Source organism: Paenibacillus oryzisoli (assembly GCF_050467285.1).
Taxonomy (GTDB): Bacteria; Bacillota; Bacilli; order Paenibacillales; family NBRC-103111; genus Paenibacillus_E; species Paenibacillus_E oryzisoli_A.
Genome location: NZ_JBCMUN010000014.1, coordinates 98,266 through 113,592, shown reverse-complemented (window position 1 = coordinate 113,592; position 15,327 = coordinate 98,266). Strand labels below are relative to the sequence as shown.

Annotated in this window: 20 protein-coding genes and 1 riboswitch; of the genes, 13 read left to right on the top strand and 7 right to left on the bottom strand. The window is 51.0% G+C overall.

What is annotated here, in order from left to right; translation table 11 throughout:
- Positions 1-19 precede the first annotated feature (19 nt).
- A complete protein-coding gene (locus ABE504_RS23585) occupies positions 20-379 on the bottom strand; it encodes a winged helix-turn-helix transcriptional regulator (RefSeq protein ID WP_241242808.1) in 360 nt (119 codons plus the stop codon).
- A 215-nt stretch (positions 380-594) separates the two neighbouring features.
- Here ABE504_RS23585 and ABE504_RS23580 point away from each other — a divergent pair, with 215 nt between their 5' ends.
- Complete coding sequence (locus ABE504_RS23580; protein ID WP_430093420.1) at positions 595-897, top strand: iron-sulfur cluster assembly accessory protein; 303 nt, start codon at positions 595-597, stop codon at positions 895-897.
- Entirely contained in the window at positions 897-1,121 is a 225-nt protein-coding gene (locus ABE504_RS23575; protein ID WP_430093417.1) for a DUF1450 domain-containing protein, read from the top strand. Before ABE504_RS23580 ends, ABE504_RS23575 begins: the two co-directional genes overlap by 1 nt.
- 45 nt (positions 1,122-1,166) lie before the next feature.
- Here the strand turns inward: ABE504_RS23575 and ABE504_RS23570 are convergent, their stop codons facing one another.
- Together ABE504_RS23570 and ABE504_RS23565 are read right to left on the bottom strand one after the other, a co-directional pair.
- Positions 1,167-1,664, bottom strand: coding sequence for a glutathione peroxidase (locus tag ABE504_RS23570; protein WP_430093414.1), 498 nt, complete (start codon positions 1,662-1,664; stop codon positions 1,167-1,169).
- Between the two features lie 66 nt (positions 1,665-1,730).
- Complete coding sequence (locus ABE504_RS23565) at positions 1,731-2,621, bottom strand: TIGR01777 family oxidoreductase (protein ID WP_430093411.1); 891 nt, start codon at positions 2,619-2,621, stop codon at positions 1,731-1,733.
- A gap of 183 nt (positions 2,622-2,804) precedes the next feature.
- Between ABE504_RS23565 and ABE504_RS23560 the strand changes: the two genes are divergently transcribed.
- The 5 genes from ABE504_RS23560 (at position 2,805) to ABE504_RS23540 (ending at position 6,249) form a co-directional block, all read left to right on the top strand.
- Entirely contained in the window at positions 2,805-4,028 is a 1,224-nt protein-coding gene (locus ABE504_RS23560) for an MDR family MFS transporter (RefSeq protein ID WP_430093408.1), read from the top strand.
- 121 nt (positions 4,029-4,149) lie between these two features.
- Positions 4,150-4,242, top strand: a riboswitch (cyclic di-GMP riboswitch).
- Positions 4,243-4,344: 102 nt separating this feature from the next.
- Entirely contained in the window at positions 4,345-4,650 is a 306-nt protein-coding gene (locus ABE504_RS23555) for a hypothetical protein (protein ID WP_430093406.1), read from the top strand.
- Between the two features lie 104 nt (positions 4,651-4,754).
- Positions 4,755-5,669: an exopolyphosphatase gene (locus tag ABE504_RS23550; protein ID WP_430093403.1), complete on the top strand. Its 915-nt coding sequence runs from the start codon at positions 4,755-4,757 to the stop codon at positions 5,667-5,669.
- 72 nt (positions 5,670-5,741) lie between these two features.
- Positions 5,742-6,134, top strand: coding sequence for an SMU1112c/YaeR family gloxylase I-like metalloprotein (gene gloA2, locus ABE504_RS23545; protein WP_430093400.1), 393 nt, complete (start codon positions 5,742-5,744; stop codon positions 6,132-6,134).
- Positions 6,124-6,249, top strand: a complete 126-nt coding sequence (locus ABE504_RS23540; RefSeq protein WP_430093398.1) for a hypothetical protein — start codon at positions 6,124-6,126, stop codon at positions 6,247-6,249. The genes gloA2 and ABE504_RS23540 overlap by 11 nt, the downstream gene beginning before the upstream one ends.
- Positions 6,250-6,310: 61 nt before the next feature.
- On the opposite strand, the gene ABE504_RS23535 is transcribed toward ABE504_RS23540, so the two are convergent.
- Complete coding sequence (locus ABE504_RS23535; protein WP_430093395.1) at positions 6,311-6,565, bottom strand: hypothetical protein; 255 nt, start codon at positions 6,563-6,565, stop codon at positions 6,311-6,313.
- Positions 6,566-6,758: 193 nt separating this feature from the next.
- Here ABE504_RS23535 and ABE504_RS23530 point away from each other — a divergent pair, with 193 nt between their 5' ends.
- The 5 genes from ABE504_RS23530 to map all read left to right on the top strand — a co-directional run bounded on the left by ABE504_RS23530 (position 6,759) and on the right by map (position 12,010).
- A complete protein-coding gene (locus ABE504_RS23530; protein ID WP_430093392.1) occupies positions 6,759-7,169 on the top strand; it encodes a hypothetical protein in 411 nt (136 codons plus the stop codon).
- 418 nt (positions 7,170-7,587) lie between these two features.
- On the top strand, positions 7,588-9,060 hold the full coding sequence (locus ABE504_RS23525; RefSeq protein WP_430093389.1) for an amidase family protein: 1,473 nt from the start codon (positions 7,588-7,590) through the stop codon (positions 9,058-9,060).
- Positions 9,061-9,344: 284 nt separating this feature from the next.
- The gene (locus tag ABE504_RS23520; protein ID WP_430093386.1) at positions 9,345-10,457 is read left to right on the top strand and encodes an HD-GYP domain-containing protein; all 1,113 of its coding nucleotides are present in this window, start codon (positions 9,345-9,347) and stop codon (positions 10,455-10,457) included.
- Between the two features lie 26 nt (positions 10,458-10,483).
- Positions 10,484-11,167, top strand: coding sequence for a Crp/Fnr family transcriptional regulator (locus ABE504_RS23515; protein WP_430093383.1), 684 nt, complete (start codon positions 10,484-10,486; stop codon positions 11,165-11,167).
- Between the two features lie 96 nt (positions 11,168-11,263).
- The gene (map, locus tag ABE504_RS23510; RefSeq protein ID WP_430093380.1) at positions 11,264-12,010 is read left to right on the top strand and encodes a type I methionyl aminopeptidase; all 747 of its coding nucleotides are present in this window, start codon (positions 11,264-11,266) and stop codon (positions 12,008-12,010) included.
- Positions 12,011-12,106: 96 nt separating this feature from the next.
- Here the strand turns inward: map and ABE504_RS23505 are convergent, their stop codons facing one another.
- Positions 12,107-13,246 (bottom strand): THUMP domain-containing class I SAM-dependent RNA methyltransferase, encoded by a 1,140-nt coding sequence (locus tag ABE504_RS23505; RefSeq protein WP_430093378.1) that lies wholly within the window; start codon positions 13,244-13,246, stop codon positions 12,107-12,109.
- A 137-nt stretch (positions 13,247-13,383) separates the two neighbouring features.
- Here ABE504_RS23505 and ABE504_RS23500 point away from each other — a divergent pair, with 137 nt between their 5' ends.
- Positions 13,384-14,019, top strand: coding sequence for an O-methyltransferase (locus ABE504_RS23500; protein ID WP_430093375.1), 636 nt, complete (start codon positions 13,384-13,386; stop codon positions 14,017-14,019).
- A 138-nt stretch (positions 14,020-14,157) separates the two neighbouring features.
- Here ABE504_RS23500 and ABE504_RS23495 read toward each other — a convergent pair whose 3' ends face one another.
- A complete protein-coding gene (locus tag ABE504_RS23495; RefSeq protein ID WP_430093373.1) occupies positions 14,158-14,379 on the bottom strand; it encodes a hypothetical protein in 222 nt (73 codons plus the stop codon).
- Positions 14,380-14,460: 81 nt separating this feature from the next.
- Positions 14,461-15,228 carry a metallophosphoesterase family protein gene (locus ABE504_RS23490; RefSeq protein WP_430093792.1) on the bottom strand — a complete coding sequence of 256 codons (768 nt, stop codon included), beginning with the start codon at positions 15,226-15,228 and terminating at the stop codon, positions 14,461-14,463.
- Positions 15,229-15,327: the final 99 nt, after the last annotated feature.

The following is a 15,327-nucleotide window of genomic DNA, read 5'->3' as shown; positions in this document are numbered from 1 at the left end:
ATAAGTCCTCAAAAGCTCATTATGTCCATTTGGCGGACCATAGCTTCATCTCTTTAATAATTTGATGCAAATCCTGGCCCTTTGGTGTCAACGTATATTCGACCGTTACAGGCACGGTTGGGAAGGCTGTACGCTCCAATACCCCATGCTCTTCCAAGTGGCGGAGAATGTCAGTCAGTGACTTGGGCGATATGCCGGCAATTTGCCGCTGCAACTCACCGAATCGTCTCGTGCCGCAGAACAGCTCGCGCAATACCAAGAAAGCCCATTTGCCGCCAATGACTTCGAGTGTGCGTTCAATGGAGCATTCGATTTCTTTCGGAATTTTGGGCACATAATTGCTCAGCGGCGCTACTTTCTCATTTTCAAGGGTTGACAAGGAAATCGCTTCCTTTCTATTCGAGAGGTGGGTACTTACGCGAAGGTAAGTAAGTTACCAATCTGAACTTAATTTGAGTTTGTCGTACTACTATGTATTTTATAGTTTGATCCTTGATTTAGCAATGCAATCCCATAGATCGACAAGAGTTGATTTCGTTCCTCGGATTATTTACAATAGAAAATAAAATTTATCGTTTCAGGAGATGTGTACATATGAATGTCAAAATTTCTCGTAACGCAGCGAAAGTACTTCAATTGGAGCTCGACAAAGAAGAAAACAAAGGCCTGCTGGTTCGTGTGCAAGTGACGCACAAACACGGCGATCATGCGCATTATGGTCTGGGGCTTGACGATAAAACGGATAATGACGTTGTCGTGAGCACGGATAAAGGGATCGACGTTTTGCTGGATTCAGGCGAGCCGCTGCTGGACGGTATCCGCATCGACTATTTCTACATGCCGGAAGAAGGCTTCATGATCACGAACCCAAGCAAGGGGAATCACGGGGATCACTAATGCGCAATGACATACGGATTTGCGATAAGTGTAAGCACACCAAGGTGAAAACGACGCTGTCCAAGCTGGCGGCTATTGCCCCGGAGACGGAAGTCAAAGTTGGCTGTAAATCGTACTGCGGGCCTTGCCAGAGATATGCATTTATTTTTATTAACGGCCGCTACGTGACCGGCGCAACGGAAGACGAAGCGATTGAGAAAGCGAAGAAATATGTGAAAAAATAAAAAAGCTGTCCCAGGTAACGTTGGTTACTGCAGGGACAGCTTTTTTTATTTGGCGTGAGCAGGGTTCTTCGCCAGCAATTTACGAATGTGCGCTTCGATTTTTCGCGGCGGCGTTGTCGGCGAGAAGCGCTTGATCACACGGCCCTCGCCATCCACGAGAAACTTCGTGAAGTTCCATTTGATCCCGGAGCCGAAGAGGCCGGAAGCTTGCTGCTTCAAATATTTGTAGAGCGGATGCGCGTCCGGTCCGTTTACGTCGATTTTGGAAAACAGGGGGAAATTAACGCCAAAATTCAGCTGGCAAGCCTGCTCGACCTGAGCATCGTTGCCCGGTTCCTGCTCCTTGAACTGGTTGCAAGGGAAGCCAAGCACGGAGAATCCCTGCGCCTGATAGCCGTCATGCAGCTCCTGCAAGCCCTTGAACTGTGGAGCGAACCCGCACTTGGTGGCGGTATTTACAATGAGCAGCACTTGATTATCGTAATCGGCGAGCGATTTCTCTTCTCCGCGAATCGTTGTCACTTTAAATTGGTGGATACTCATAAATACACATCCTTTTCAATGATTTCTCGCAATTTAATTGTACACAATCATCATCAAAAAAGGAAGTTATTTTTTAAAAATAGCGGCGAACGCGGTGTCAATGGTCGTATAAGTGAAACGGAAGCCATGATCAAGCAGCACTTTGGGGAACACGCGTTGGCCTTCCAGGAGAAGGACGGATAGCTCACCGAACGCAAGCTTCATCACAAACGCGGGCAGCGGGAAGGCATTCGGTCTGTGCAGCGCTTTGGCCAAGGCACGGCTGAAATCGCGGTTCGTCACAGGTTCCGGTGCGGTGGCGTTAACGGGCCCCGCGATCGTTGCATCTTCGATACAATGGACAATTAAACGAACCATATCCGTAATATGGATCCAGGACATCCATTGTCTGCCGCTGCCGATAGGCCCGCCGACGCCAAGCTTGTAGGGAAGCAGCATTTTGGGAAGGGCGCCTTCGGTTCGATCCAGCACAAGTCCGACACGCACCTTGACGACCCGTGTGCCTTGAATGTGGTCCGCGGCGTCTTCCCAGGCCTGGACGACATGCGATAGGAAATCCGTGTCTTGGTGCGGACTGCTCTCGTCAAAAGAAGCCGTCTCCGACGTGCCGTAAATGGACATGCCGGAGGCGTTCACGACGACCTTCGGCTTCGGGTCCAAGCGCTCGACGAGCGAGGCAATCTGCGCCGCCGCTTGCAGACGCGACTGCAAGATACGCTCCTTGGCGCTAGACGTCCAACGCTGGTTAATCGACTCTCCGGCGAGATTGACGATGGCGTCTACGCCTGCGAGAGCTGCAGCCGAGCGTGCCAGCTCGTCCCAAGTCACCGTCTGTACACCTGGGCGGACTGCTGCAGCTGATCGGGAAATGTTCCAAACTTCATGGCCTTGTTCCTGCAAATAAGCGATAAGCCGGCCGCCAATAAAACCGCTGCCTCCTGTAATGGCGATTTTCATGCCAACACCTCCTATGGCCATCATAATGCAATACACCAGACATTTCCATTCGCAAAAGGGAACATTTCTTGAAATCGGCTGCCATAAAAAATAGGACACGTTCTGCGCATTTTCGTGTATAATTGGACTTCGGCGTTCATTAATTGACCGAAGGTAATTTATGCAGCGAGAGGAGTCAGCGTAATGGATCGTATACGGCTTTTTTTAAAATCTTATCATCCCATTGTACATACTTTGATCCTCGGTACGGTCATGGCGCGGGCTGCTTCTTCCATGAGCTTGCCTTTTCTGGCCATCTATCTAGGCAAGCACTCGACGATGAGCGTCGGCATGATCGGCGTTGTTATCGGGATGGGCTCGCTCGCAGGCACACTCGGCGGCTTTATTGGCGGCACGTTGTCCGATCGCTTCGGTCGGAGGATTATCATGCTGGCGGCGCTATTCGGCTGGGCGGTCGTCTTTCTGGGCTTCGGCTTGGTGACGAATCCTGTGCTGTTCATGCTGCTAAATATGTTGAACGGTCTGTGCCGCTCGTTTTACGAGCCCGTTTCGCAGGCGCTTATGGCGGATTTGACGGAGCCGGAGAAAAGGCGCCAAGTGTTCTCTCTCCGCTATATGGCGATTAATGTCGGCGTTGCGGTCGGTCCGCTGCTAGGCGCGTTTTTTGCGACGATGAACGGTTCGCTTCCTTTCCTTTTAACCGGTATCACGTATTTCGTTTATGCGGTTACGCTGTATATGCTGTTGATCAAATTTGGCATCAAGCAAATTGAAGGCGAAAAGAAAGCGCCGGTGACTTTCAGCTCCGCTTTGGGGGTCATTCGCAAAGATGTGACGTTCCGCTACTATATTGTCGGCGGGATTATCGGGGCAATCGGCTACTCGCAGGTCATGGTGACGTTGTCGCAGTACTTGGAAAGAGACTTTGCTAATGGTGTTCAAATGTTCGCTGTACTGATGAGCGTTAACGCGATCGCAGTGATTGCGCTGCAAATTCCGCTGGGCAGATGGGCGGAGAAATATTCGCCGCTTACCGCGGTCGTGGTCGGCAATATTATGTTTGCGCTTGGAGACGTCGGCTTTGCTTTCTCGCACAGCTTGATTTGGCTCGGGCTCTCCATGATCGTGTTTACATTCGGAGAAATCCTGAACTATCCGGCTGGCAATATGCTCATTGACAAATTAGCGCCTGAGCATATGCGCGGCACGTACTACGGGGCCCAAACGCTGAACAACCTCGGTCATTTTATGGGGCCATGGCTCGGCGGCTTTCTGCTCGTGGCGTACGGAGGAAAGAGTTTGTTCCTCATCATGACGATCCTGACATTAAGCGGCAGCTTTTTCTACTATCAGGGCACGAAACGACAAAGAAAAACAAAAATGGCGTCGAAATTAGAGTTTTTATGATAGAATAAGTAAAAAATAGTTCCAGTGAACTATTCGATTTCAAATCCACATCCCTTATCCTTAAATGTAGATGAAAACAGCATTAATTTTTTGTTATTTTTTTGCTTGATTCACATGAAAGTCGCGACAAAGGCAAAACTGGCGAAAGCCAGCGACGCAAAGCTACAGGGGCTTCATTCTCCTGCCTAGGGAGAACAGCCAGCCAGCCGCCGAACGATTGGATAACCACATGCAGAGCCCTCCAATCGGTTCATTACGGTGGGGTTTTTCGGTTTATAAGCGGACACGAGATGAAGGAATGGGAGGCTACAGCTTCATGGAAGCGAAAGGTACATTGCAAGAAGAACAAAAAGTTACTTCCCTCTGCGGGAACCATGTGGCCCGGTTGGTACCGTCAACGGACGGACCGAAACTTATGATCGACCGGGACGAATACTCGCTCAAAGAAGCGTGTTGGGATATTGAAATGTTCCACGGGAGAACGAACAGCATCCTGATTTTCTACTGGAAAGGCGAAGTCAAGCTGTCGGTGAAAATGCCTCCGATGTCGCAGATCGAAGGATTTTTAACGAAGCTGTACCAATGCATGTCCTCCAAAATGAGAGCAGTCCGGCCGGTTTAAGGCGGGCTGTTCTTTTTTTCTCGTTGTCACCATTCGACCCAACCTGTTATAATGGGTCACATGAAAATATAGTTCGAAAGGACTAAACAAGGGGATGCAGGAGCATGAGATTAATTACACGTTCCGATTTTGACGGGCTGGTTTGCGCAATGCTGTTCAAGAAGCTGAACATGGTCGACGAAATGAAGTTTGTACATCCCAAGGATATGCAGGATGGCTTGATTGAAGTGAATGAGAACGACATTTTGGCGAACGTGCCGTACGTGCCGGGCTGCGGGCTTTGGTTCGACCATCATTCCAGCGAACTTAAGCGGATGGGCGAGGCCGTCGCATTTAAAGGCGAGACGCGGATCGCGCCGAGCGCTGCGCGGGTCGTGTATGATTACTACGGCGGCCGCGAAACGTTCGGCGACATTGACGATATTATGGCTGGCGTGGACAAGGCGGATTCTGCGCAATTCTCTCGGGACGATATTTTGAACCCGAGCGGCTGGGATTTGCTCTCCTTCATTATGGATGCCCGCACAGGCCTCGGGCGTTACCGCGATTACCGGATCAGCAACTATCAGCTGATGGAGGAGCTTGTAGCCCACTGCGCGACGAAGTCGGTGGACGAGATCATGCAGCTGCCGGATGTGCAGGAGCGGGTGAAGCGGTATTTTGAACTGGACAGCCTGTATCGGGATATGCTGCAGACGTATACGCGGACGGAAGGCAACGTCATTATTACGGACCTGCGCGACGTGGAAACGATTTATCCGGGTAACCGTTTCATGGTGTATGCGCTGTATCCGGAGCAAAACACATCGATCTGGATTGTAGATGGGCGGAATAAGATGAATTGTGTGTTCGCTTGTGGACACAGTATCGTCAATCGGACCGCGAAGACGAATATCGGCGATCTGATGCTGAAACACGGCGGAGGCGGCCATGAGGCAGCGGGAACGTGCCAGGTCGACTACGAGCGCGCGGAAGAGGTTCTGAAGAATATCGTTGAAACGATGCAGCAAGCAGGCTAAAATAGAAGAAAGAAGCCGCAGGACGGGATTGCGCCGGATTGCGGCTTTTGTATGAAGTGAGGAGGTGCGCGGATGAAGCTGAATCGCATCCATCATGTCGCCGTTATTTGTTCCGATTACGCGCGTTCCAAGCATTTCTACGTGGATATACTTGGGCTTGAGGTAGTGAGCGAGACATATCGGGCGGAGCGGGACTCCTATAAGCTCGACTTGGCGATAGGAGATACGTATCAGATCGAACTGTTCTCGTTCCCGGATCCGCCGAAGCGTGTGAACCAACCGGAAGCCCGCGGCCTGCGCCATCTTGCGTTTGCCGTCGATAACATGGACGAAAGTGTCCGCGAGTTGGAAAGCAAAGGCATCTCGGTCGAGCCTGTTCGCATCGATCCCGTCACCGGCGACCGGTATACGTTCTTCGCAGATCCGGATGGACTGCCGCTGGAGCTGGTCGAATATGCCGGATGACCGGTACGAGCGTGCGGAGAATGAGCCCAAGCAGGCGTTTGCCAAAGGCTGTTTGTGGAGTGTGCTGATCTCGCTCCCGCTATGGGCGCTCATTGGGTACTGGATATGGAAATAAGGAAAGCGTCCCGGGGAGGGGCGCTTTTTTATGTTTTATGGGAATGTAGGAGAGGTAGAGATCAGGATAGGCTGATTCCTGCGAAACGGCAGGTATTTTTTGCGAAGATGGCGTTTTCAGCAAAAAACCTGCGATAAAGCAGTTTTTTTGGCCGAAACTGCTCAAATAGAGGATTTTTTCCGCAAACGCCTGCTTTTTTGCAGGCATTTTCATTGAACAGGGAGGAAGGAGGCGAATTCCTGCAGATTTGCAGGCTTGCTGCACGAACCGTGCTTTCTTGGTTCGCGTCAGGATGCTGAGCAAGCCGCTGACGCACTGAAGCGACTCCGGGCTATTCGCAAACACTACCGTCCTTAAAGGACGGCGGAACGGTTTATCTTCATTTGCGAATGTAATTTTTTGGATGAATTCATTGGGGAAATGGGTTATGATTTCTAAAAATACCAGTTTAGGTGATCTCTGATGAATGTTAAAGAGACGGGGGATGCCAAAAACGAAGAAGGTGAACGATGTTGAATAAAAAGAAGCTGATATTATACACGCTTTGCGTGTGCATCATCCTGATGAATGTGCTGGCCTATTTTCGATGGAGTTACGGAGCTTTGGAAGGTGACTTCCGGTACAAAACCGACCGTTGGATGCATCAAGCTTGGGTAGAATATTATCCGCCGCTGGCGATCAGCGACGCGATCGAATTTCCACTGCTCAACCGTTCGAAGTTTAATGATGATGCAGAGTTGGAGGCTTATGTTCACAAGTATGCCGTTTCTGGCTACATCGTCGACCGATGGCTGGCAAGAACGAAATTGACCTATATTTACATGGGGGTTAACCTTTTCCTGCTTTTTCATATCGTTCTATTGCTCGTGCTGCTGAGAAGCAGAAAAGTTCTGCGAAGTCGCGGAGGGAATCGAAGATGAAGAAGATGATGATTTAGTACGAAGGGAACGCCTTTTCCTTTGTTGTTCGGGCTCATTCAGAATTCGGAAGCCGTTCAGCATGCTGAGGCAGTACGGGTTGACATTTCTAGCGTTGAAACAGGAGCAACAGAGCAAGCTGTTGTGGTCCCTTTAAAAAATGGACAGAAGATATGGTTTCGGTTTTTCAAAGCATCCGATGGTAAGAAATTCAAGATCGTGCTAGCCAATAAGAGCGGTCAACTATTAAGCGTCCGAACGGTGGATGAAGAACAGGCATTTTCGGCGGAAACGCGTCCAAATTAATTAGAGAAATAGTTCTCATTTTAAACGAAACTTTCCCTATATTCTGGACATTCCGACATGCTACCATGGTAACGGATATTTGAAAAAGAACGTTACCGGAGGGATTCTACCGAACATGAGAACGAACTTGAACGATTGGATTCACGAAGCTGATATACATACTATGCAAAAGGCGATGACAAGGGGAGTATGCACGTCCGAGGATCTTGTTCACGCCTATCTCGAACGCATTCGCAAGTATAACCCGCTGCTTAACGCGGTTTTAGAGATCAATCCCGATGCCCTTGAAATCGCAAGGAAGCTTGATCACGAACGGCATAACACAGGCATTCGCGGGCCGCTGCACGGCATTCCAATCCTGCTCAAGGATAATATTGATACGCACGACCGCATGCATACGAGCGCGGGTTCACTAGCTTTGGCAGAGTCCATTGCTGGCGCGGACGCTTTCATCGTGGCCAAACTCCGCGCCGCTGGCGCGGTTCTGCTCGGCAAAACGAATATGACGGAATGGTCGAATTTCATGGGGGATCACATGCCGGCGGGGTATAGTTCCCGAGGGGGCCAGGTCTTGAATCCGTATGGGCCTGGCGAGTTCTTTGTCAGCGGGTCAAGTTCAGGATCTGCTGCAGCGGCGGCAGCCGGCTTCGCGGCAGCGGCGATCGGGACAGAGACTGCGGGATCGATTATCGGCCCGGCCTGTCAGCATGAGCTCGTCGGGATTAAGCCCACGGCAGGGCTTGCAAGCCGCAGCGGGATTATCCCGATCTCGGTTAGTCAGGATACGCCGGGGCCGCTGGCGAGAAGCGTTGCAGATGCTGCGATTCTTCTGGGGGCCATCGCGGGGACAGATGATAACGATAAGGCAACAGCGGGAAGCCCGCAGCACACTTCTCATGACTATACATCCTATCTTGACCCTGATTTCCTGAAGCAAGCCCGGATCGGCATTCCTCGGTATTATTACCGGCAGTTGGATCCAGAGCGCCTCACCATCATGGAAAATGCGATTGTTGTTCTGCGAGCGCAAGGCGCGACCGTAATTGATCCTGTGGATCTTTACGTGGAACAACTACCGTGGAACAATGATGTGATTTGCTATGAATTTAAAACGGGCATAAATCAGTATCTTTCTAAGCTGCATCCTGACGTTCCTGTTCACTCGCTTCAAGAGCTGATCGCCTACAATGAGCAGCATGCGGCGTCGGCTTTAAAGTATGGTCAAGCGAATTTAATCCGCTCGGAACAAAATGCATTAAACGAAGCGGATTATCTGCGCAAACGACAGGAGTACAACCATCTTGCGATGACGCAAGGGATTGACTACGCGCTGAATTTTCATCGACTAGATGCGCTCATGCTGCCCGGTGATATTGACGGCATGTATATCGCTGCGCGATTAGGATATCCGCTCATTACGGTGCCTGCCGGTTATTCGGAACAAGGTGTTCTTGATGCGGATGGGGACTCCACACGGGGGCCATTCGGGGTTGTTTTTTCCGGGAGGGCTTGGAGCGAACCGACATTAATCAGCCTGGCGTATAGCTTCGAGCAGGCGACTCACGTTCGGCGGGCGCCCGAATTGTGAGGGACTCAAATAAAAACAGCGGCAGTTAAGACTAGGATTATCGAAGTCTTGGCTGCCGCTTGTTGTAATGAGTGATTCATCATTTCCAGGACTTTAGTATCTTTTAATCTAACCTTTATTTAAAATTAACTGCTAACTGTTACTTGTTTCACAGAAATTAGCGACTAAGGTATGCCATAATAATCGACGAAGCATAAAATAATTAGTTCAATGCCAGACAAACAGAGGCTTTAGACTTATTTTTACGATGTGCAAGTTGATAGAAAAGGCAGGTCGTTATACCAATGCGAATTATTCCAACGATAATGTGTCAGCCCGGCAATAGACTGGGAAAAGCAATTTTTAATGATGAGGGGCAAGTGCTGGTCGGATTCCGGGTCGAGCTTACCTCCAGTATGCTGAAGAAGCTTAGTCAGCTCGGTATAGACTATTTATATATTGAAGATCCGCGAACTGACGACATTCACATCGAAGATCCAATCCAGGAAGAAACAAGGGTGCAGCTGCGAAACTCGCTTGGGAAGGTGTTCGAGAGATTCAGTCCGACCGTTAAGTTTGGGAATGATAGTTTTGTCCCGTTCGGCAAGTTGTTTCTCGAGACGATGTCCCGCGTCATCGAAGACCTTCAGTATCGTAAAAAAGATGCCGTCATGCTGACAACATTGAACTTGATGCCGGCATCGAACATGGAGCAGCACTTCTGCCAAAATGCGATGAATGTGTGCATCTATGCCACAAAGCTTGCGATTATGCAAGGCACCTACACCAACGACGATCTGATGTCGATCGGGCTTGGCGCTCTCCTCCATGATGTGGGAAGTGTACAACTGCCGCTGCAGCTATTGCAGAAGAAAGCCGGGCTAACGCCGAACGAATACATGGAAATTCAAAAACATGCGCTCTATGGGTTTCAAATGTTGAAAGATGAAGTTGGTATCCCTCTTCTATCCGCTCAATGCGCGCTGCAGCATCATGAGCGCCTCGACGGCAGCGGGTACCCGTTCAATTTGAAAGGGAATCAAATTCATCCCTATGCAAGATTGATCGGTATCCTCGATTCTTACGACGCGATGGTTCATACCCGCAATTACCGCAATGCCATTCCACCGCATCATGCGCTAGAAATTCTTTACGCCAACGCAGGAAAACTGTACGATATAGAAATGGTCAAGCTGTTTCGGAATAACGTCGCGATTTATCCACTAGGCCTGAGTGTTTCCCTCAGCACAGGAGAATCCGGAATCGTCTCACGCTTAAACACCCATAGTATGCAGCGGCCTGTCGTCCGCATACTTAGAACCGCATCCGGCATCGAGCTCAAAGACCCCCACGAAGTCGATCTATCGCGCGCTCTGAATGTGATGATCGAGGAAGTGGGCGAACAGCTGGTCGTTTAATTATGACCGAAATGAGTTGAAAAACGATGAAAACCATCATTTCATTACTCCAAAATGTCCCCTTATTTCAACAGCTCAACGAGGAAGACTTGCAAGGGCTCGCTCCATTATTTACCGAGAAACGGGTCAAGAAAGGCAGCATTTTATTTCTCGAGGGCGATGAGGGCGGCGAATTTTTTCTGATCAAGTCTGGTGTGGTCAAAATATACCGGTTGGACGAATACAAAGAAATCATCCTCGCATTGTTCCGCGACGGCGACTTTTTTGGTGAAATGTCCCTGATCGGCAAGGTCCAGACCCGTTCGGCAACGGCTGAGACGCTTGAGCCCTGTACGTTTTATGTATTGAAGCATTCCGTCTTCAGCCAATATCTAGAGAAAAGCCCAAAACTGTTGTTCAAGCTGCTGGAAACCACGATGGATCGTCTTCGTCAGGCGAACGAGCAAATCTATGATCTGACGTTCCTCGGCGTTCGTTCCCGCATGATTAAGACATTCCTCCGGCTGTCCGAGCAGCACGGCATCCCGACACAGGACGGACTTCTCATCAATGTCAAACTGACCCATCAGCAAATCGCCAACATGATAGGTACCGTGCGCGAGTCCGTTACTAAAGTCCTGCAGGAGCTGCTCGACGACGAATACATTCAAATAGAGAAAAAGCTGATTACACTTCGCAACATAGAAGCGATCAGAGGTGAAATTCGATAATATACGAAAACTGCCGCCGTGGATGTGCGGCCTAGTGGAATTTTCTTCTTCAGATGAGTAAACTAAGGATATGCGGGAAAAAAAGGGGGGGCTTTTATGACGATTGGATCCCACAACGATATCGAGGGTCTGAAGAAAATTGGCAAAGTCGTTGCAATGACGATTAATGAAATGAAACGTCACACACGTGTTGGCATTTCAACAAAGGAACTCGATGATATCGGAGGCAAGTTTCTGAAAAAGCATGGTGCTGTATCGGCACCTAAATTAACTTACAATTTTCCTGGCAACACCTGTATTAGTATTAACCATGACGTAGCGCACGGAATACCGGGAAACCGAATCATTCAACCTGGCGATTTAATCAACATCGATGTTTCGGCAGAATTGGGAGGCTATTATGCGGATGCGGGGCATTCTTTTCTGATACCTCCCTACAATCCATCCTTGCTGCGTTTATGTGAGTACACGCACAAGACGATGATGAAAGTCATCTCTTCACTCAAACATGGGGTTAAATTGAACGAAATCGGAAGGATCATTGAAATCGAAGCTGCGAAAGGCGGCTACCAAGTTATTGGGAATTTGTGCAGTCATGGTATTGGGAAAGCGCTGCATGAGACACCCGAAGAGATACTCCCTGTTTATAACAAGTACGATACACGTGTATTAACAGAGGGGTTGGTCCTTACAATTGAGCCATTTCTATCTACTGGGGCAGAATATGTCGTCGAACAAGCGGATGGGTGGACGCTACGTGTGCCTAACAACGGCTATGCGGCACAGCACGAGCATACGATAATCATTACAAAGTCCCGGCCCATCATCGTGACTGTAGCATAACAACTTTTGCTCAAGCATTAGAGTGAATGGAAAGAAAACAGCAGCAGCTATGACTCTCGTTTCAGTCGTAGCTGCTGCTGTTTTTAGTGAAAGCCGTTACCTCCGCGGAGGAAATGGGCCAAGGTACTGAAATAAATTGCACTCAATCCGCCCATTATACAGCTTCCGCTTCTTATCCGCTTGGCGGTTCAAGTACTGCTCGAGCTTCGTCTCCGGGCTCAAAATAAACAGGCTCCACGACGGCATTGGCGTCGTGAGCGCCCCGAGCTGGCGCAGCGCCAGCTCGGCATCGCGGGCTTCGCCCAGCCGTTCGCCGTACGGCGGGTTCGTGATCAGGCAACCATAGTCGCCGCGCGGGCGAGCTTTCTCAATCGGTTCCACGCGCAGCGGGAACTGTTTGGCGAGGCCCGCGGATTTGGCGGCTGCCTCCGCCACTTCAATCGCCGCAGGATCGATATCGCTGCCGGCGATGTGCAGGGGGACGTTGTCCTTCACAACGTCGAAGGCTTCATCCCGCGCCTTGTCCCACAGGCGGCGAGGGATACGGCCCCACGCCTCGCTTGGGAAGCTGCGGCGCAGACCTGGCGCGATGTTCCAGCCGATCATCGCGGCTTCAATCGGGATCGTCCCGGACCCGCAGAACGGGTCATAGAGCGGACGATCGACAGTCCAGCGGCTGAGGAGAATCATCGCAGCCGCCATCGTCTCCTTCAGCGGCGCTTCGGTGACGAGCTTGCGGTAGCCTCGCTTATGCAGGCTCGGCCCCGTCGTATCGAGCGTCAGCGTCGCGATGTCGTTCAGCAGCGCAACCTCGATCACGTAGCGCGCGCCATGCTCGGGAAACCATTCCGTGCCGTATTTGCTCTTCATTTTTTCAACAATGGCCTTCTTCACAATCCCTTGGCAGGCGGGGACGCTGGACAGTTGAGACTTATGGGAGCGCCCTTGCACGGGAAACTCGCCGTCGTTCGGAATCCAGTCCGGCCAAGCGAGCGCTTTGGTGCCTTCAAACAAGTCGTCAAACGTCGTGGCTTTAAATTGGCCCATTAAGATAAGCACACGGTCCGCCGTCCGCAGCCACAGGTTCGCCCGGCAGATCGCCAGCTCGTCGCCCCAGAAGCGAACACGCCCGTTTTCAACCGTAACATCCGTATAGCCGAGGTCCCGAACTTCGCGGGCGACGACGGCTTCGAGTCCCATCGGGCAGGTAGCAAGCAATTCAATAAGTGTGGACATTTTTACTTTCCTTCCATCCTGGTTGTGCAACGCGCAGAAAACTCATACAATTAACAAGTATAGGACAAAAAGGTTGCCACATCAAACGAGAGTTGCAGCTATCGCGGCTGGACAAGCCATTTTGGAGGAGATACACGATGGAAACGATAACACCTGAAAGCTATATGGAAGGACTTTACGAAGCGGATGCGACATTAGCCCGCGTAGAGGAGACGATTCGCGCCAACAACATGCCGGAGATTTCGATAGCGCCGGGGTACGGCAGACTGTTGACGATGATGGTGCGTATGATCGGCGCGAAGCGGGTGCTCGAAATCGGCGCTCTGGGCGGCTACAGCGGCATATGTCTGGCTCGCGGCTTAGGGGAGGATGGCAAGCTCGTTTCGCTTGAACTCAAGCAGGATTTCGCCGACGTGGCGAAGTACAATGTGGCTGAGGCCGGTTTGGGCGGAAAAGTCGAGTACCGCATCGGCGAAGCGCTGACGCATTTGCAGGAGCTGCTCGCACAAGGAGAGCGCTTTGACTTTTTCTTCATTGATGCGGACAAGGTGAACTATCCGAATTATTTGGAACTCGCCATTTCGCTCGCGAATCCAGGGGCGATCATTGCCGGCGACAATACGCTCATGCGCGGCAAAGTAGTCGATCCGAAACAGACCAAAGCGTCCGTCGAAGCGATGCGCACCTTCAATCGGCGAATCGCAACCGATCCGCGGCTGGAAAGTACGATTTTGCCTGCTTACGATGGATTGGCGCTGGCGCGCGTGAAATAAACAAGAAGCCCTGTTCCCGCCAAAACAATGGCGACAACGGGGCTTTATTAGCATATCGGAAAGTATTTCCTCGAAGTGGCTCTATGCCATCAGTAAACGCTCTCGTCCATGAAAGGACGGTGGAGGCGTTTATCTTTGTTAGGAGTGCTGCGCAAGCTGCAAGGGTGCTGCATCCCAGTTGGGCGGCGATGGCGTCGTGCTGGGTTGGACCTGCGAGACCGGCGGCGCAGCTGGCACCTTATTTTTATTCACATTGGCCTGCTGCTTCCGAAAGCTAATCGTCTCGACGGTGTTCCAATACATAAACAACAGTTCCGCACAAACCACGATCCACAAGATTTTCCGCCAGTTCAGCTTCATCCAAGACCCTCGCTTTAAGATAGTCTTTCTATTCTATCATAATTTGGCAGTATATTCCACAAATGGTTAGGTCGCTGGGGGTTACTTATGCACGATAGCGGTTCGGATTTCAAGTTCATAGCGTTCGCGATCCGGCATCTTTGCGTCGAAGGCCAGCTGCACCGCCCGCTCAATATTGTAGGGGACGCGCACGAATTGGATGCTGAAGCCGGCGGGGGGCATGGCGGAGTCGCTGACTCCCTCGACGATGCAGTAAGAAGCCTGCGGAATGCCGTCATAAGGAACCCCGACGCTGCCGACGTTGAACAGCATCAGCCCCTCGTGAGACTTGGCGGGCGCCTGATCTTCGGACGGATTTTTCATCGTCAGCAAGTAGGGGATGTGAATGTCGCCATAGCCGACAATATCCGGCAGCGGGCCATCCCCGGTCATCTCCGTATTGTGGAACATCGCGAGCCGCTCCTTCTTAGGTGATTTGCGCTTAACGCGGTGGTAGACGCTGACAGCGGAGGCGTGAAAGAGGCGAAATCGTTTGCCGCTCAAGCAAAATTCCACCGAAAACGGCAGCTCTTGCAAATAGCGCAGCCGCTCTGCCCCCAATTGCTGCTGCTGCCACAGCCCGGCCGGCTTATCCTGGGGCAGCGTGATGCCGAGATCCCAATTGCCCTGCACGACCGTTTCGCACGTTGCGCGAAGCAGATCGACAACGGCGGCCGAATCGGGGCCTTTGCCCACTAGATCCCCCAAACAAACGATGCGGGAGATGCCTCTATGTCGAATGTCGGCAAGCACGGCTTCCAGCGCCGGCAGATTGCCGTGAATATCTGAAATGATCGCGATTTTTTCCAAAGTCATAATCCTTCCTGTCCATCGGTTTCCGTGTCCACGTGATGTTTCTGTTATACCATACAGACGGCCGGCTGAAAATGTGACATGCTGACTATTACC

Excerpts from the sequence above, each read along its gene's own strand:
- ABE504_RS23580 (WP_430093420.1), top strand. The coding sequence starts at position 595 with ATGAATGTCAAAATTTCTCGTAACGCAGCGAAAGTACTTCAATTGGAG.
- ABE504_RS23575 (WP_430093417.1), top strand. The coding sequence starts at position 897 with ATGCGCAATGACATACGGATTTGCGATAAGTGTAAGCACACCAAGGTG.
- ABE504_RS23570 (WP_430093414.1), bottom strand. The coding sequence starts at position 1,664 with ATGAGTATCCACCAATTTAAAGTGACAACGATTCGCGGAGAAGAGAAA.
- ABE504_RS23565 (WP_430093411.1), bottom strand. The coding sequence starts at position 2,621 with ATGAAAATCGCCATTACAGGAGGCAGCGGTTTTATTGGCGGCCGGCTT.
- ABE504_RS23560 (WP_430093408.1), top strand. The coding sequence starts at position 2,805 with ATGGATCGTATACGGCTTTTTTTAAAATCTTATCATCCCATTGTACAT.
- ABE504_RS23555 (WP_430093406.1), top strand. The coding sequence starts at position 4,345 with ATGGAAGCGAAAGGTACATTGCAAGAAGAACAAAAAGTTACTTCCCTC.
- ABE504_RS23550 (WP_430093403.1), top strand. The coding sequence starts at position 4,755 with ATGAGATTAATTACACGTTCCGATTTTGACGGGCTGGTTTGCGCAATG.
- gloA2 (WP_430093400.1), top strand. The coding sequence starts at position 5,742 with ATGAAGCTGAATCGCATCCATCATGTCGCCGTTATTTGTTCCGATTAC.
- ABE504_RS23540 (WP_430093398.1), top strand. The coding sequence starts at position 6,124 with ATGCCGGATGACCGGTACGAGCGTGCGGAGAATGAGCCCAAGCAGGCG.
- ABE504_RS23530 (WP_430093392.1), top strand. The coding sequence starts at position 6,759 with ATGTTGAATAAAAAGAAGCTGATATTATACACGCTTTGCGTGTGCATC.
- ABE504_RS23525 (WP_430093389.1), top strand. The coding sequence starts at position 7,588 with ATGAGAACGAACTTGAACGATTGGATTCACGAAGCTGATATACATACT.
- ABE504_RS23520 (WP_430093386.1), top strand. The coding sequence starts at position 9,345 with ATGCGAATTATTCCAACGATAATGTGTCAGCCCGGCAATAGACTGGGA.
- ABE504_RS23515 (WP_430093383.1), top strand. The coding sequence starts at position 10,484 with ATGAAAACCATCATTTCATTACTCCAAAATGTCCCCTTATTTCAACAG.
- map (WP_430093380.1), top strand. The coding sequence starts at position 11,264 with ATGACGATTGGATCCCACAACGATATCGAGGGTCTGAAGAAAATTGGC.
- ABE504_RS23505 (WP_430093378.1), bottom strand. The coding sequence starts at position 13,246 with ATGTCCACACTTATTGAATTGCTTGCTACCTGCCCGATGGGACTCGAA.
- ABE504_RS23500 (WP_430093375.1), top strand. The coding sequence starts at position 13,384 with ATGGAAACGATAACACCTGAAAGCTATATGGAAGGACTTTACGAAGCG.
- ABE504_RS23495 (WP_430093373.1), bottom strand. The coding sequence starts at position 14,379 with ATGAAGCTGAACTGGCGGAAAATCTTGTGGATCGTGGTTTGTGCGGAA.